Here is a 14,188-nt window from a genome sequence, read left to right on the forward strand (position 1 = left end):
CGGGCGACCGGTCAGCCCGAGAAGCCGCGCCAGCGACCGGGACCCGGCACCAGCGTGCCGCGGACGCTGCGCTGCGATCGCTGCCACGCGTCCGGCGCGCGGCGCACGGGCTGCTCGGCGGCGGGCTGCGCCGCCAGCGCCGCGATGACCGCCGTGGCGGCGGCGAGCTCCTCCTCGGTGGGGGAACCGCCGAGGACGCGGAAGCCGCCGAGCGCGGCGTCCGCCGACCCGTGCGCGTCGCTCACAGCGGGATGTTCCCGTGCTTCTTGGGCGGCAGGCTCGCGCGCTTGGTGCGCAGCGCCCGCAGGGCCTTGACGACCGACGCACGCGTGGCCGCCGGCTGGATGACGTTGTCGAGCTCGCCGCGCTCCGCCGCGAGGAACGGGCTCGCGACGTTGTACGTGTACTCGTTCGCCAGCCGGGTGCGGACTGCCGCGACGTCCTCGCCGGCCTGCTCGGCGCCCTTGATCTCGCCGCGGTAGAGGATGTTGACGGCGCCCTGGCCGCCCATCACCGCGATCTCGGCCGTCGGCCACGCGAGGTTGATGTCGGCGCCCAGCTGCTTGGATCCCATGACGATGTACGCGCCGCCGTACGCCTTGCGCGTGATGACGGTGACGAGCGGCACGGTCGCCTCGGCGTACGCGTACAGCAGCTTCGCCCCGCGGCGGATGACGCCCGTCCACTCCTGCTCGGTGCCGGGGAGGTACCCGGGCACGTCGACGAGCGTGAGGATCGGGATGGAGAACGCGTCGCAGAACCGCACGAAGCGGCTGGCCTTCTCGCCCGCCTCGATGTTGAGCGTGCCCGCCATCGCGTTCGGCTGGTTGGCGACGATGCCCACGGAGCGGCCCTCGACTCGCGCGAACCCGACGATGATGTTCGGCGCGAACAGCGGCTGCGTCTCCAGGAACTCGCCGTCGTCGACGATGCGCTCGATGATCGTCTTCATGTCGTAGGGCTGGTTCGGGCTGTCCGGGATGATCGTGTCGAGCTCGTGGTCGCGCGCCGTCATCTCGAGGTCGACCGTGCGGGGGAACTCCGGCAGCTCGGCGAGGTTGTTGTCCGGCAGGAACCCGAGGAGCGTGCGCGCGTAGTCGAGCGCGTCGTCCTCGTCGCTCGCGAGGTAGTGCGCGACGCCCGAGACCTTGTTGTGGGTGAGGGCGCCGCCGAGCTCCTCGAAGCCGACCTCCTCGCCCGTGACGGTCTTGATGACGTCCGGGCCGGTGACGAACATGTGGCTGGTCTTGTCGACCATGATCACGAAGTCGGTGAGCGCGGGGGAGTACACGGCGCCGCCCGCGGCCGGGCCCATGATCAGCGAGATCTGCGGGATCACGCCCGACGCGCGCGTGTTGAGGCGGAAGATCTCGCCGTACTTGCCGAGCGCGACCACGCCCTCCTGGATGCGGGCGCCGCCGGAGTCGAGGATGCCGATGATGGGCACGCCCGTCTTGATGGCGAGCTCCATGACCTTGATGATCTTCTCGCCCGCGACCTCGCCGAGGGATCCGCCGAAGATCGTGAAGTCCTGCGAGTAGACGGCGACCTGGCGGCCGTTGATCGTGCCCGTGCCCGTGACGACCGAGTCGCCGTATGGCCGCTTCGCGTCCATGCCGAACGCGTGGGTGCGGTGGCGGACGAACTCGTCGAGCTCGACGAACGACCCGTGGTCGAGCAGCTGGTCGATGCGCTCGCGGGCGGTCATCTTGCCGCGCGCGTGCTGCTTCTCGATGGCGGCCTCGCCGCTCGCGGTGACGGCCTCGTGGTAGCGCCTCTTCAGGTCGGCGAGCTTGCCTGCGGTCGTGTACATGTCCGGGGCGCCGGCGTCCTCGTCTGGCTCGTGTGCAGTCACCCGCCTCACTGTACCGGCGGGTGCGCGCCCCGCTCTTGTGGACCACGCACAGAAGACGGCGGGTCCGGGGTGCGATCACCTCCTGATCCGCTCGGTACGGTGACGGCATGGACCTCCCGCTCAGCCGCCTCGCCGCCCCGCGCCTCCTCGCCCTGGACTCGGTCGGCTCGACCAACGACGAGCTCTCCCGGCGGGCGTCCGCGGATCCGGCCGCGTGGCCGGACGGATCCGTCGTGCTCACGCTCGACCAGACGGCGGGGCGCGGCCGCCGCGGCCGCGTCTGGGTGGCGCCGCCCGGGCGCACCCTCGCGGTGAGCGTGCTCTGCGTCCCCGGGCGAGCGGACCTCGACCCCGGCTGGCTGCCGCTCGTGGCCGGGCTCGCGCTCGTCGCGACCCTGCGCGACGTCGTGCCGTCGCCCGCCGAGGTGACGCTCAAGTGGCCGAACGACGTGCACGTGGACGGGCGCAAGGTGTCCGGGATCCTCGGCGAGCTGGTCGCCCCCGGCCGCATGCTGGTGGGCACCGGCCTCAACCTGACGCTCGAGGAGGCGGAGCTGCCGACGCCCACCTCCACGTCGCTCCGGCTGGCGGGCGTGCCCGACCCGGACGTGGACGCGATCCTGGCCGCCTACCTCCGGGCGTTCCGCACCCGGTACCTGGCCTGGGCGGCCGCCGACGGCGATGCGCGCGCAGCGGGCCTCGTCGACGAGTTGACCCGCACCTGCGCCACCATCGGCCGCGACGTCCGCGTCGAGCTGCCGGGCGGCGGCGAGCTCCTCGGGCGCGCGACCGGGGTCGACGACGACGGGCGGCTCACCGTCGAGTCCGCCGGGGATCGGGCCGTCACGTCTGTCGCCGCCGGCGACGTGACGCATCTGCGGTATCAATGAGGCATGGCGCACACGGGTGACACGCAGCGGTACGCACCCGGAGAGGGCGGGCGGGCGCTCCCCGTCCGCGGCGGACGCCGGGCCCGCCGCAAGGCCGAGAAGGAGGAGCGCCGTCGCGTCGCCGAGGACGAGGCGGGTCGCCTGACCTCGTCGCACGACGTGGATCCGCGCCTCGGCCGCCCCGCCGCCCCGCCTGCCTCGCCGCAGCAGCAGGTGGTCGCCGCCGACCCCGAGCGCGTGCTCGTCCGCCTCCGCCCGCACGGCCGTGCCCTCACGCTCCCCGTGCTGCTGCTGCTCGCGATCTGCCTCACGGGCGGGTACTTCGGCGGCTGGTTCCCGGAGCCGTGGGAGAACGCGCTGCTGCTCGTGTCCCTCGCCGGCGTCGCGGTGTTCGTCACGCTGCTGCCCGTGCTGGTCTGGCTGAACCGCCGGTACACGGTCACGACCAGGCGCCTCATCGTGTCGCACGGCTTCTTCGTCCGCACCCGGCAGGAGCTGCTCCACTCCCGCGGGTACGACGTGACCCTCCGGCGCGGCCCGCTGCAGCACCTGCACCGCAGCGGCCACGTCTCCATCAACGCCGGCCTCGAGTCGCCCGTCGTGCTCCGGGACGTGCCGTCTGCGGTGCTCGTCGTCCAGGCGCTCCAGGACCTCATGGAGGAGAACGCCAACATGGTGGCCGAGCGCCGCCGGCAGGAAGAGTCGCGTCGCGGGCGGCCCGGCGACCCGGCGTGGCGGCAGCAGGACGAGCCCCGTTCGGTGTGGCCGGACGACACGCAGCCGTGGCAGCGCGGCTGACCCGTCGCAGGTCGGGCGCCTAGGAGACCGCGACCCGGTCCGCGTCCTCCGTGCGCGCGGTCCCGGACGCGACGGGGACCTGCGGTGCCGCATGGCGCCGAGCGGGGGAGTAGACCCACTGGCGGTAGAGCACGAAGCGCACGGCGGATCCGAGCCCGAGGCCGATGACGTTGGCCGAGACGTTGTCCGCGAGCGGCGACGTGAGCCCCAGCACGTAGTGCGAGACGTACAGGCACGCGAGCCCGATGACCATGCCGAGGAGGCTCACCGCCAGGAACTCGAGCGCCTCCCGGCCGCGGCGCGTGGTGCGCTGCTTGCCGAAGGTCCAGTAGCGGTTGCCCACCCAGTTGACGGCGATGGCGACGACGGTGGAGGCGACCTTGGCGAGCAGCGGCCCGGCCTCGACGGCGTCGGGGTGGAAGACGGTGGCGCGGAGCAGGTTGAAGACCGCGAGGTCGACCAGGAAGCCCGCGCCGCCGACGAGCCCGAACTGCGCGATCTGCACGCCGAGCGAGGCGAGGGAGCGACGGGGGGACATGGGCGGGGTCCGTCCTGGATGGGGGAGGATGTCGGGTGGCGTGACGGACGATGTTACCGGCTGGTCCCGCCCACCGACCGTCCCGAGGCCGCCCGCTGGCGCCCGCGGGCCCACGCACCTGCACCAGGAGGACACCATGACGCCCACCGTAGGAGTCGTCGGAGGCGGCCAGCTCGCCCGGATGATGATCGCTCCCGCCGTGGAGCTCGGCATCGGGATCCGCGTGCTCGCCGAGGCCGACGGCATGTCCGCCGGTCTCGCCGCCACGGCGGTCGGCGACTACCGCGACCTCGACGTCGTCCGTGCCTTCGCCCGGGACGTCGACGTGATCACGTTCGACCACGAGCACGTGCCGCAGCACGTCCTCCGCGCGCTCGTCGCCGAGGGCGTGGCGGTGCACCCGGGCCCGGACGCCCTGCTCGTCGCGCAGGACAAGCTGCTCATGCGGGAGCGGCTCGAGCAGCTGGGCGTCCCGGTGCCCGTGTGGGCGCGCGTCGCCGACCGGGAGGCGCTCGCAGAGTTCCTCGCCGACAACGGCGGCGTCGCGGTCGTGAAGACGCCGCGCGGCGGATACGACGGCAAGGGCGTGCGGGTGGTGCGCTCCGCCGACGAGGCGGGCGACTGGTTCGACGCGCTCGGCACGGGCGACGCGCTGCTCGCGGAGGAGCTCGTCGACTACGCGCGCGAGCTCGCGCAGTCCGTCGCCCGGCGGCCCTCGGGCGACATCGCCGCGTGGCCCGTCGTCGAGTCGATCCAGCGCGACGGCGTGTGCGCCGAGGTCATCGCGCCCGCGCACGGCGCGAGCGCCCGGCTGCGCGAGGCGGCGGAGGAGATGGCGCGCGGGATCGCGGAGGGGCTCGGCGTCACGGGCGTGCTCGCGGTCGAGCTGTTCGAGACCGTCGACGGGCGCCTGCTCGTCAACGAGCTGGCCATGCGCCCGCACAACACCGGCCACTGGTCGATGGACGGCGCGGTCACCGGCCAGTTCGAGCAGCACCTGCGCGCGGTGCTCGACCTGCCGCTCGGATCCACCCGGCCGCTCGCGCCGTGGTCCGTCATGATCAACGTCCTGGGCGGGCCGGAGAGCGGCACCGTCGCCGACCGCTACCCGCGGGCGCTCGCCGACCAGCCCGACGCGCGCTTCCACTTCTACGGCAAGGACCCGCGACCCGGCCGCAAGGTGGGGCACGTCACGGTGGTGGGCGACGACCTCGACGAGACCGCGTACCGGGCGCGCGCGGCCGCGGCGTTCTTCCGGGGCTGACCGCGCCGCTGGCGGGCTGCGTGGCGCGGCGGGCGCGCAGGACCGGGCACCTAGCATGGAGCCCGTGAATCCCGACACCCCTGCACTCGTCGGCCTCGTCATGGGCTCCGACTCCGACTGGAACGTGATGGAGAAGGCGTCCCGCGCGCTCGACGCCCTGGGCATCGCCCACGAGGTCGAGGTGCTCTCGGCGCATCGCACGCCCGAGCGCATGATCGCCTACGGGCAGACCGCGCGCGAGCGGGGCATCCGCGTGATCATCGCGGGTGCGGGCGGCGCCGCCCACCTCCCCGGGATGATCGCCTCCGTCACGACCCTGCCCGTCATCGGCGTGCCCGTGCCCCTGTCGACCCTCGACGGCATGGACTCGCTGCTGTCGATCGTGCAGATGCCCGCGGGCGTCCCCGTCGCCACCGTCTCCATCGGCGGCGCCGAGAACGCGGGGCTCCTCGCCGCGCGCATCCTCTCCACGTCCGACGACCGCATCGCGGATGCCCTCGCGCGCCACCGGGCCGAGCTCGCCGAGCTCGTGGAGCGCAAGAACGCCGCGCTGCAGCAGAAGGTGTCGTCGCGCACGTGAGCCTGACGCAGCCCATCCGGCACCCGGACAGCCGGTCGCCGCGCATCATGACCACCCGGGCCTGGTGGCTCGTGGTGCTGAACGTCCTCATCCCCGGATCCGCCCAGGTCCTCGCGGGGAACCGCCGCCTCGGCCGCGTCGGCCTCGCCTCCACGCTCGCCGTGTGGGCGCTCGCCGTCGTGGGCGGCGGCCTCGCGCTGTTCGCGCGCGGCGCGCTCATCCAGGTCGTGTCCCAGGAGTGGCTGCTCGTGGTGCTGCAGGCGCTGCTGGCGGCGTACGCCGTGCTGTGGGTCGTGCTCTCGCTCGACACCCTGCGGCTCGCGCGCATCGTCCGCGTCGCGCCCCGGGCCCGCCCGGTCATCGCGGCGCTGTCGGTGCTGCTCCTGGTCGGCACGGCCGGATCCGCGGGCTACGCCGCCTACATCGTGGGCGTCGGCCGCGGCGCCCTGGGCGGTATCTTCGGCGACTACGCCACCGAGGCCCCGGTCGACGGCCGGTACAACATCATGCTGCTCGGCGGCGACGCGGGCAGCGACCGCGCGGGCCTGCGCCCCGACAGCATCACCGTCGTCAGCATCGACGCCGACACCGGGCGCGCCACCATGGTCGGCCTGCCACGCGACATGGAGAAGGTGCCGTTCTCCGACGGCTCGCCGCTCCAGAAGCGCTACCCGAACGGCTACCAGCGCTGCGACGTGGACGCCTGCATGCTCAACTCCATCTACACCGAGGTCGAGGTCTACAAGCAGGACCTCTACCCCGACGCGAAGGAGAAGGGCAGCCTCCCCGGCATCGAGGCGATGCGCGAGGCCGTGCAGGGCGTCACGGGGCTCACGATCCAGTACTACGCGCTCATCGACATGCAGGGCTTCTCCGAGATGGTGGACGCGCTCGGCGGCATCGACATCGACGTGAAGCGCCGCATCGGCATGGGCTCGGGGCACGACGACAAGTTCCGGCCGGTGCCCATCCCCGAGTGGATCGAGCCGGGCCAGCAGAAGCTCGACGGCTACCACGCGCTCTGGTACGCGCGATCCCGCTACCAGACCACCGACTACGACCGGATGTCGCGCCAGCGCGAGGTGCAGCAGGCGGTGCTCAAGCAGTTCGACCCGGCCAACGTGCTCACCAAGTTCGACGCGATCGCGCAGGCCGGCCAGCAGGTGGTCAGGACCGACATCCCGCGCGGCATGCTCGGCTACTTCACGCAGCTCGCGCTGAAGACGAAGGACCAGCCCATCGACGACCTGGAGATCGTGCCGCCGAGGTTCGACTCGCAGAAGCCCGACTTCCCGGCCATCCGCCAGGCGATCCAGCAGCAGTTCGCGAACGGCTCAGCGGGCTGATCCCGGGACGCGCGCCTACAGGTCGGCGTGCAGCTGCCAGACCTTCTCAGCGGAGTCACGCCAGCTGAAGGCACGTGCGCGGTCCTGCCCGACGACGGCCAGGCGCTCGCGCGCCGCCGTGTCGGAGAGCAGGCCGCCGATGGCCTCGGCGAGGCGCAGCGGGTAGCCGTCGGGATCCTCGCGCGGCACCACGACGCCCGCGTCGGCCGCGACCTCGAGGAGCGCCGGCGCGTCCGAGTGCACGACGGGCGTGCCGAAGGACAGCGCCTCCACGACCGGCAGGCCGAAGCCCTCCGACAGGCTCGGGTGCACGAACACCGTGGCGCGGTCGAGCGCGACGGCCAGGTCGGCGTCCGTGAGGGATCCGAGGCTGCGCACGCGCGACGGGTCGACGCCCGCCTCGTCCGCCACCTGCGCGAGCTCGACGTCGCCCCACGTCGCGGGGCCGACGATGAGGAGCGGCAGGTCGCCGGTCTCCGGGCGCACGAGCGCCTGCACGAGCGCCTGGACGCCCTTGCGCGGCTCGAGGCTGCCGACGGTGAGCAGGTACTCGGCGGGCAGGTCGAGCTCGGCGGCGCGGGCGTCGGGATCCTCCGGCAGGACGATGCGCGGGCTCACGGCCCCGCCGATCACCCGCACCCGGTCGCCCAGGTCGACGTAGCGCGCGAGCTCCTCGGCCAGCGCGTGCGACGGGACCACGACGGCGTCGGCGTGCTTCCGCGCGCGCTTGGCCATGGCCTTCGTCCAGGCGACGGATGCGCTCGTCATGCTCTCCGGGTGCGTCCACGCGTTGACGTCGTGGATGGTGGCGACGATCTGGTCGTTCGTGTTGACGCGGTCGTGGCGGCGCAGCGGAGCGAGGAGGCCGGGCGCGTGGACCATGCCGGTAGTGCCGGGCGTCGGGAGGCCCAGCTGCCAGGCGCGGGACAGCTCGCGGCGGGGGAGCGGGACGCGCGTGATGCGGGCGAGGCCGGGCAGGCGCCGCTCGAGGTCGGCCGTCTGCTCGGGCGTGACAGCGGAGACGACGCCCTCGACCTCGCAGCCGCTCGGCGTCGACGCGACGATCGCGCTCGTCAGGTCCTCGGCGTAGCGGCCGATGCCGCCGGGCGTGGGGCCGGTCAGCTGGTCGATGATCACGCGCAGCGTGGTGGTCACGGTCCTCCATCGCGCGGGTGTCGGGTCGGCCCGCGGGAGGACCATCGTACCGGCGGGCGCCTCGGGGATCCGGGAGGAGCGCCCGGCGGGGTCAGCTCCGGCGCATCCGCTCGACGGCGTCCTTGGACGGGCCGTCGAACGCGACCTTCCCGGACTGGATGAGGATCCCGCGCTCGCACAGGTCCGACACCATGTCGAGGTCGTGGCTCACGACCACGAGGGTCTTGCCCTGGTCGTGCAGCTCGCGGATCTTCGCGAGGCACTTGCGCTGGAACGGCTCGTCGCCGACGGAGAGGATCTCGTCGACCAGGAGGATGTCGACCTCGGTGTGGATCGCGACCGAGAACGCGAGCCGCAGGAACATGCCCGAGGAGTAGTGCTTGACCTCGGTGTCGATGAACTTCTCGATCTCGCTGAACTCGACGATCTGGTCGAAGCGCGCATCGATCTCGTGCTGCTCCATGCCGAGGATCGCCGCGTTCAGGTAGATGTTCTCGCGCCCGGACAGGTCGGGGTGGAAGCCCGCGCCCACCTCGATGAGGCCCGCGATGCGCCCGCGGGCGAGCACCTCGCCGCTGTCCGGCTGGTAGACGCCCGAGATGAGCTTCAGGAGCGTGGACTTGCCGGAGCCGTTGAACCCGAGCAGCGCGACGGACTCGCCGGGACGCACGGAGAAGCTGACGTCCTCCAGCGCGTCGAAGGTGCTGGCGAGCGGCTTGCGGCGGACGGCGGCGATCACCGTCTCCTTGATGGAGTGCGTGTGGCGCAGCAGGAACGACTTCCGCACGTTCTCCACGATGATGCGCGGGAGCGCGTCCGACTCAGAGGTCCTGGGCAAAGCGCCCCTCCAGCTTCTTGAAGACGAGCTGCCCGAGCAGGAGGCTCAGGAGCGAGACGCCGAGGGCGATGAAGCCGTACATCCACAGGTTCTCGGGCAGGTCGCCCGTGCCGCCGGTGGTCGGGTACCAGAAGCCCGCGTGGAAGAGCTCGACCGCGGCCGTGACCGGGTTCAGCTGGTAGACCACGAGCAGCCAGTCCGGCAGCACGTCGCGGACCTGGGCGAAGGGGTAGAGCACCGGGGAGGCCCACACGACCACCATGACGATGAGCTCGACGAAGTTCTGGGAGTCGCGGAACGAGACGTTGGCGGCGCCGAACAGCATGCCGAGGCCGATGGCCAGGGTGCCGATGATGGCGACGCCCAGCAGGATCCCCAGGACCTGCACCGGCGTCGGCGCCCACCCCACGAAGAGGCAGACCACCAGCAGGATCACCAGCTGCGGCAGGAAGTTCACGAGCGCCACGAAGGTGCTCGACACCGGGAACAGCTCCCGCGGCAGGTAGATCTTCTTGATCAGCGCCCCGTTGTCGACGAGGGACTTCGTCGAGTTGGAGAACGCCTCCGTGTAGAAGTTGATGAGGATGATGCCCGAGAACAGGTAGATCGGGTAGTTGACCTGGTTCTGGTTGAGCCGCAGGAACACGCCCATCGCGATGAAGAACACCGCGAACTGCGCCGCCGGCTTCACGTACGACCACAGCCATCCGAGCACCGAGCCGCGGTACCTGACCTGCACCTCCTTGCGCACGAGCAGGGAGAGGAGGTAGCGGCGACGGTAGACGTCGAGGAGGCCCGCGCCCGTGCCGGGCCTCGAGAACTCCCGCGCCTCGGAACTCGTCATGCTCGACACGTCGGTGGTGCCCTTCGGACTGCGTGGGGTCCGCGCGGGGCGCGGAGCGGGGACGGGGACGGCGTCCGGGATCGGACCGGACACGAGTGTAGCCGTCAGGGTGCCCGGAGGACGCCGTGGGCGGCGGCGTCGGACAGCGCCTCCCGCCAGTCCCGCAGCGGGGCGAGCCCCACGCGCGCCCAGCCGTCGTGGCCGAGCACGGAGTACGCGGGGCGGGGCGCCGGCCGCACGAAGGACGCGCTGTCGGTGGGCCGCACGCGCTCGGGATCGAGTCCCGCCTCGGCGAAGACGGCCCGCGCCAGGTCGTACCAGGTGGCGACGCCCGACGACGTCCCGTGGAACACGCCCGCGGGAGCGCCGGCCTCGACGAGCTCGACGAGGCGCGCCGCCAGGTCGACCGTCCACGTCGGCTGCCCGCGCTGGTCGTCGACGACGGACACCGTCTCGTGCGTCCCCGCGAGCCGCAGCATGGTCGACGGGAAGCTCGGGCCCCCCGCGCCGTACAGCCAGGCGGTGCGCACGACGCTCGCGCCCGCCGGGTGGCCCGCGAGCACGAGCCGCTCGCCCTCGGCCTTGGTGCGGCCGTAGGCGGAGACGGGAGCGTGCGGGGCGTCCTCCGGGTACGGCGCGTCGGCGGAGCCGTCGAACACGTAGTCGGTGGACACGTGCACGATGCGGGCGCCCTCCCGGGCGGCGGCCCGCGCGAGGACGCCGGCGCCCGTCGCGTTGACGGCGCGGGCCTCCTCCTCGTGCTCCTCGGCCGCGTCGACCGCGGTGTACGCCGCGAGGTTCACGACCACGTCGTGCCCGGCGACGGCCGCGCGGACCGCGGCCTCGTCGGCGATGTCGAGCTCGGAGCGCGCGGGCGCGGTCACGTCGTGGCGGGCGAGGGCCGGGAGGAGGTCCTGCCCGAGCATCCCGCGGGCGCCGGTGACGAGGATCCGGCTCACGCGGGCAGCTCGGCGCGCTGCTTCAGCGGCTCCCACCACGAGCGGTTGTCGCGGTACCACTGCACGACGTCGGCGAGGCCCTGCTCGAACGGGACCTGCGGGGAGTAGCCGAGCTCGCGCTGGATCTTGGAGATGTCGACGGAGTAGCGCAGGTCGTGGCCCTTGCGGTCCTCGACGCGGTCGACGTACGACCAGTCGCGGCCGGTCGCGTCGAGCAGCAGCTGCGTGAGCTCGCGGTTGGTGAGCTCGGTGCCGCCGCCGATGTTGTAGATCTCGCCGGGCGCGCCCTGGACGAGCACCAGCGCGATGCCGCGGCAGTGGTCGTCGACGTGCAGCCAGTCGCGGATGTTGAGGCCCTCGCCGTAGAGCGGGACGTGCCGGTCGTCGATGAGGTTCGTGACGAACAGCGGGATGACCTTCTCGGGGAAGTGGTACGGCCCGTAGTTGTTCGAGCAGCGCGTGATGGACACGTTCAGCCCGTGCGTGCGGTGGTACGAGCGGGCGAGCAGGTCGCTGCCGGCCTTCGACGCGGAGTAGGGCGAGTTGGGCTCGAGCGGCCGCTCCTCGTCCCACGAGCCCTCGGCGATGGATCCGTAGACCTCGTCTGTGGAGACGTGCACGAAGCGCTTCAGGTCGTGGCGGAGCGCGGCGTCGAGGAGCTTCTGCGTGCCGAGCACGTTGGTCTCCACGAAGATGCTCGCGTCGCGGACGGAGCGGTCGACGTGGCTCTCGGCCGCGAAGTGCACGACCGCGTCGACCTGCGGGATCCACTCGTCGAGGACCGCGTCGTCGCGGATGTCGCCGTGGACGAACGTGTAGCGCGGGGAGTCGCTGACGGGCGCGAGGTTCTCGGGGTTGCCCGAGTAGGTGAGCGCGTCGAGCACGACGACGTCGGCGCCCTCGAGCCCGGCGTAGTGGTCCTGGAGCGCGTGGCGCACGAAGTTGGAGCCGATGAAGCCGGCGCCGCCGGTCACGAGGATCCTCATGGGGATACGTCCTGTCGTCGAGACGCCGGGCGGGTGGGCCGGCGTCGAGGGAGAGTCCGCTGCTGTTCGGGGGCGGACCGCATGCGAGTGTACCGGCGACGGCCCGCGCGGCCACGTCCCCGTGCGGGGGAGGCGCGGGCCGCACGGCGGATCCCGGGGGCTAGCGGGCAGGATGCGGGGATGGCCGCCTCCCGCATCCGCGCGCTCCTCCGCGACGAGCGCGTGGCGTTCCTCCTCGTCGGCGGCTTCAACACCGCCTTCGCGTTCCTCCTCTTCGCGGGACTCGCCGCCACCGCGGGCCGGTCGCTCGATGCGGCGGGGCTGCCGCTGCTCGGATCCCTCGTGCCGCTCGCCGGGAGCTACGCCGTGGCCGTGCTCGTGGCGTTCGCCCTCTACCGGCGGCTCGTGTTCCGCGTCCGCGGCCACGTGCTGCGCGACCTCGCGCGCTTCGTGTCCGTGTACGCCGTGTCCATCACGCTCAACGCCGTCTCGCTGCCGGTGCTCGTCGCGCTCGGCGTCCCGCGCCTGATCGCGCAGGCGCTCATCGTGGTCGTGATCACGCTCATCAGCTACGTCGGGCACCGCTGGTTCTCCTTCCGCCGGCCGCCCGGCGAGGGCGGCTCCGGCCGCTGAACGGCCCGTTGCTAGACTCCGACCCGTGCAGATCCGAGAGCTCGCCGTGCCCGACGGCTACGAGATCACCCCCGTCCAGCGCGCCGACGACCGGGGCGTGTTCCTCGAGTGGTACCGGTTCGACGAGCTCGAGCGGGTCGTCGGACACCGGCTGGACCTGCGCCAGGCCAACATGAGCGTCTCCAAGCGCGGCGTCGTCCGCGGCGTGCACTTCGCCGACGTGCCGCGCGGCCAGGCCAAGTACGTGAAGGCCGTCTCCGGCGCCGTGCTCGACTTCGTCATCGACATCCGCGTCGGATCCCCGACCTTCGGGCAGTGGGACAGCGTGCGGCTCGACACCGAGACGCACAAGGCCGTCTACATCTCCGAGGGCCTCGGCCACTGCTTCGTCGCGCTCACCGACGACGCGGCCGTCACCTACCTCGTGAGCGACGTCTACAACCCCGGCGCCGAGCACGGGATCACGCCGCTCGACCCCGAGCTCGGGCTCGTGTTCCCCGAGGAGGCCGGCGAGGCGCTCCTCTCCCCGAAGGACCTCGAGGCCCCGACGCTCGCCGAGGCGGCGGCCGCCGGACTCCTCCCCACCTGGTCGGACATGCGCGCCTTCCACGACTCGCAGAAGGTGAGCTGACCCATGAAGGGCATCATCCTGGCCGGCGGCTCCGGCACCCGGCTCTGGCCGATCACGAAGGGCATCAGCAAGCAGCTGATGCCGATCTACGACAAGCCGATGATCTACTACCCCCTGTCGACGCTGATGATGGCGGACATCCGCGAGGTGCTCATCATCACGACGCCCGAGTACAACGACCAGTTCCGGGCGCTGCTCGGCGACGGCTCGCACCTCGGCATGCGCATCGAGTACGCCGTGCAGCCCTCGCCCGACGGCCTCGCGCAGGCCTTCGTCATCGGCGAGGAGTTCATCGGCGACGACTCGGTCGCGCTCGTCCTCGGCGACAACATCTTCCACGGCGCCGGCCTCGGCACGAGCCTGCGGAAGAACACCGAGATCGACGGCGCGCTGATCTTCGCGTACCACGTGGCGGATCCGACGGCCTACGGCGTCGTGGAGTTCGACGGCGACTTCACGGCCGTCTCCATCGAGGAGAAGCCCGCGCAGCCGAAGAGCGCGTACGCGGTGCCCGGCCTCTACTTCTTCGACAACGACGTGGTCGAGATCGCCAAGGGCATCCAGCCCAGCGAGCGCGGCGAGCTCGAGATCACGGCCGTCAACGACCACTACCTCCAGGCGGGCCGCCTCCACGTGCAGGTGCTCGACCGGGGCACCGCGTGGCTCGACACCGGCACGTTCGAGAGCATGATGCAGGCCTCCGAGTACGTGAAGGTCATCGAGGACCGCCAGGGCTTCAAGATCGGCTGCATCGAGGAGATCGCGTACCGCGCCGGCTGGATCGACCGCGACGCCCTCGAGGAGCTCGCGCGACCCCTCATCAAGAGCGGGTACGGCCGCTACCTCGTCACGCTGCTCGACGCGTAGCGGC

At 72.3% G+C, this 14,188-nt stretch carries 16 protein-coding genes; 8 read left to right on the top strand and 8 right to left on the bottom strand.

The genetic code is table 11. From position 1 onward, the window contains the following. Window positions 1-11: 11 nt before the first annotated feature. Both K0V08_RS00655 and K0V08_RS00660 read right to left on the bottom strand, forming a co-directional pair. Entirely contained in the window at window positions 12-245 is a 234-nt protein-coding gene (locus K0V08_RS00655) for an acyl-CoA carboxylase subunit epsilon (protein WP_012037684.1), read from the bottom strand. Then, window positions 242-1,813, bottom strand: a complete 1,572-nt coding sequence (locus K0V08_RS00660) for an acyl-CoA carboxylase subunit beta (RefSeq protein WP_043560653.1) — start codon at window positions 1,811-1,813, stop codon at window positions 242-244. The genes K0V08_RS00655 and K0V08_RS00660 overlap by 4 nt, the downstream gene beginning before the upstream one ends. A 149-nt stretch (window positions 1,814-1,962) precedes the next feature. Between K0V08_RS00660 and K0V08_RS00665 the strand changes: the two genes are divergently transcribed. Next, window positions 1,963-2,745 (top strand): biotin--[acetyl-CoA-carboxylase] ligase, encoded by a 783-nt coding sequence (locus K0V08_RS00665; protein WP_079532295.1) that lies wholly within the window; start codon window positions 1,963-1,965, stop codon window positions 2,743-2,745. Between the two features lie 3 nt (window positions 2,746-2,748). Beyond that, window positions 2,749-3,543, top strand: a complete 795-nt coding sequence (locus K0V08_RS00670) for a PH domain-containing protein (protein WP_012037687.1) — start codon at window positions 2,749-2,751, stop codon at window positions 3,541-3,543. Window positions 3,544-3,562: 19 nt separating this feature from the next. Here the strand turns inward: K0V08_RS00670 and K0V08_RS00675 are convergent, their stop codons facing one another. Beyond that, on the bottom strand, window positions 3,563-4,081 hold the full coding sequence (locus K0V08_RS00675) for a GtrA family protein (protein WP_012037688.1): 519 nt from the start codon (window positions 4,079-4,081) through the stop codon (window positions 3,563-3,565). Window positions 4,082-4,217: 136 nt separating this feature from the next. Between K0V08_RS00675 and K0V08_RS00680 the strand changes: the two genes are divergently transcribed. From K0V08_RS00680 to K0V08_RS00690, 3 genes are read left to right on the top strand one after another with little or no spacing between them, the layout of a single operon-like run. Then, window positions 4,218-5,345, top strand: a complete 1,128-nt coding sequence (locus tag K0V08_RS00680) for a 5-(carboxyamino)imidazole ribonucleotide synthase (RefSeq protein ID WP_167435194.1) — start codon at window positions 4,218-4,220, stop codon at window positions 5,343-5,345. 55 nt (window positions 5,346-5,400) lie between these two features. Next, a complete protein-coding gene (gene purE / locus K0V08_RS00685; RefSeq protein ID WP_012037690.1) occupies window positions 5,401-5,925 on the top strand; it encodes a 5-(carboxyamino)imidazole ribonucleotide mutase in 525 nt (174 codons plus the stop codon). Further along, window positions 5,922-7,271, top strand: a complete 1,350-nt coding sequence (locus tag K0V08_RS00690) for an LCP family protein (protein ID WP_079532300.1) — start codon at window positions 5,922-5,924, stop codon at window positions 7,269-7,271. Before purE ends, K0V08_RS00690 begins: the two co-directional genes overlap by 4 nt. Before the next feature lie 15 nt (window positions 7,272-7,286). Here the strand turns inward: K0V08_RS00690 and K0V08_RS00695 are convergent, their stop codons facing one another. From K0V08_RS00695 to rfbB, 5 genes are all read right to left on the bottom strand, one after another. After that, complete coding sequence (locus K0V08_RS00695; RefSeq protein WP_079532303.1) at window positions 7,287-8,426, bottom strand: glycosyltransferase family 4 protein; 1,140 nt, start codon at window positions 8,424-8,426, stop codon at window positions 7,287-7,289. 91 nt (window positions 8,427-8,517) lie between these two features. Then, a complete protein-coding gene (locus tag K0V08_RS00700; RefSeq protein WP_079532305.1) occupies window positions 8,518-9,264 on the bottom strand; it encodes an ABC transporter ATP-binding protein in 747 nt (248 codons plus the stop codon). Beyond that, on the bottom strand, window positions 9,248-10,117 hold the full coding sequence (locus K0V08_RS00705; protein WP_079533698.1) for an ABC transporter permease: 870 nt from the start codon (window positions 10,115-10,117) through the stop codon (window positions 9,248-9,250). Before K0V08_RS00705 ends, K0V08_RS00700 begins: the two co-directional genes overlap by 17 nt. A 95-nt stretch (window positions 10,118-10,212) precedes the next feature. After that, the gene (gene rfbD / locus K0V08_RS00710; RefSeq protein WP_079532308.1) at window positions 10,213-11,067 is read right to left on the bottom strand and encodes a dTDP-4-dehydrorhamnose reductase; all 855 of its coding nucleotides are present in this window, start codon (window positions 11,065-11,067) and stop codon (window positions 10,213-10,215) included. Continuing rightward, window positions 11,064-12,053: a dTDP-glucose 4,6-dehydratase gene (gene rfbB / locus K0V08_RS00715; RefSeq protein ID WP_079532310.1), complete on the bottom strand. Its 990-nt coding sequence runs from the start codon at window positions 12,051-12,053 to the stop codon at window positions 11,064-11,066. The genes rfbD and rfbB overlap by 4 nt, the downstream gene beginning before the upstream one ends. 180 nt (window positions 12,054-12,233) lie before the next feature. Here rfbB and K0V08_RS00720 point away from each other — a divergent pair, with 180 nt between their 5' ends. Genes K0V08_RS00720 through rfbA form a run of 3 tightly spaced genes read left to right on the top strand, consistent with a single transcriptional unit; the run spans window position 12,234 to window position 14,184 of the window. After that, window positions 12,234-12,686 carry a GtrA family protein gene (locus tag K0V08_RS00720; RefSeq protein ID WP_012037697.1) on the top strand — a complete coding sequence of 151 codons (453 nt, stop codon included), beginning with the start codon at window positions 12,234-12,236 and terminating at the stop codon, window positions 12,684-12,686. Window positions 12,687-12,711: 25 nt separating this feature from the next. Next, window positions 12,712-13,317 (top strand): dTDP-4-dehydrorhamnose 3,5-epimerase family protein, encoded by a 606-nt coding sequence (locus tag K0V08_RS00725; protein WP_012037698.1) that lies wholly within the window; start codon window positions 12,712-12,714, stop codon window positions 13,315-13,317. A gap of 3 nt (window positions 13,318-13,320) precedes the next feature. Beyond that, on the top strand, window positions 13,321-14,184 hold the full coding sequence (gene rfbA / locus K0V08_RS00730) for a glucose-1-phosphate thymidylyltransferase RfbA (RefSeq protein ID WP_012037699.1): 864 nt from the start codon (window positions 13,321-13,323) through the stop codon (window positions 14,182-14,184). Window positions 14,185-14,188: the final 4 nt, after the last annotated feature.

Source organism: Clavibacter michiganensis (assembly GCF_021216655.1).
Lineage (GTDB): Bacteria > Actinomycetota > Actinomycetes > Actinomycetales > Microbacteriaceae > Clavibacter > Clavibacter michiganensis.

Coding starts and splice junctions, on each gene's coding strand:
- K0V08_RS00660 (WP_043560653.1), bottom strand. CDS start 1,813: ATGTACACGACCGCAGGCAAGCTCGCCGACCTGAAGAGGCGCTACCAC.
- K0V08_RS00665 (WP_079532295.1), top strand. CDS start 1,963: ATGGACCTCCCGCTCAGCCGCCTCGCCGCCCCGCGCCTCCTCGCCCTG.
- K0V08_RS00670 (WP_012037687.1), top strand. CDS start 2,749: ATGGCGCACACGGGTGACACGCAGCGGTACGCACCCGGAGAGGGCGGG.
- K0V08_RS00675 (WP_012037688.1), bottom strand. CDS start 4,081: ATGTCCCCCCGTCGCTCCCTCGCCTCGCTCGGCGTGCAGATCGCGCAG.
- K0V08_RS00680 (WP_167435194.1), top strand. CDS start 4,218: ATGACGCCCACCGTAGGAGTCGTCGGAGGCGGCCAGCTCGCCCGGATG.
- purE (WP_012037690.1), top strand. CDS start 5,401: ATGGAGCCCGTGAATCCCGACACCCCTGCACTCGTCGGCCTCGTCATG.
- rfbB (WP_079532310.1), bottom strand. CDS start 12,053: ATGAGGATCCTCGTGACCGGCGGCGCCGGCTTCATCGGCTCCAACTTC.
- K0V08_RS00720 (WP_012037697.1), top strand. CDS start 12,234: ATGGCCGCCTCCCGCATCCGCGCGCTCCTCCGCGACGAGCGCGTGGCG.
- rfbA (WP_012037699.1), top strand. CDS start 13,321: ATGAAGGGCATCATCCTGGCCGGCGGCTCCGGCACCCGGCTCTGGCCG.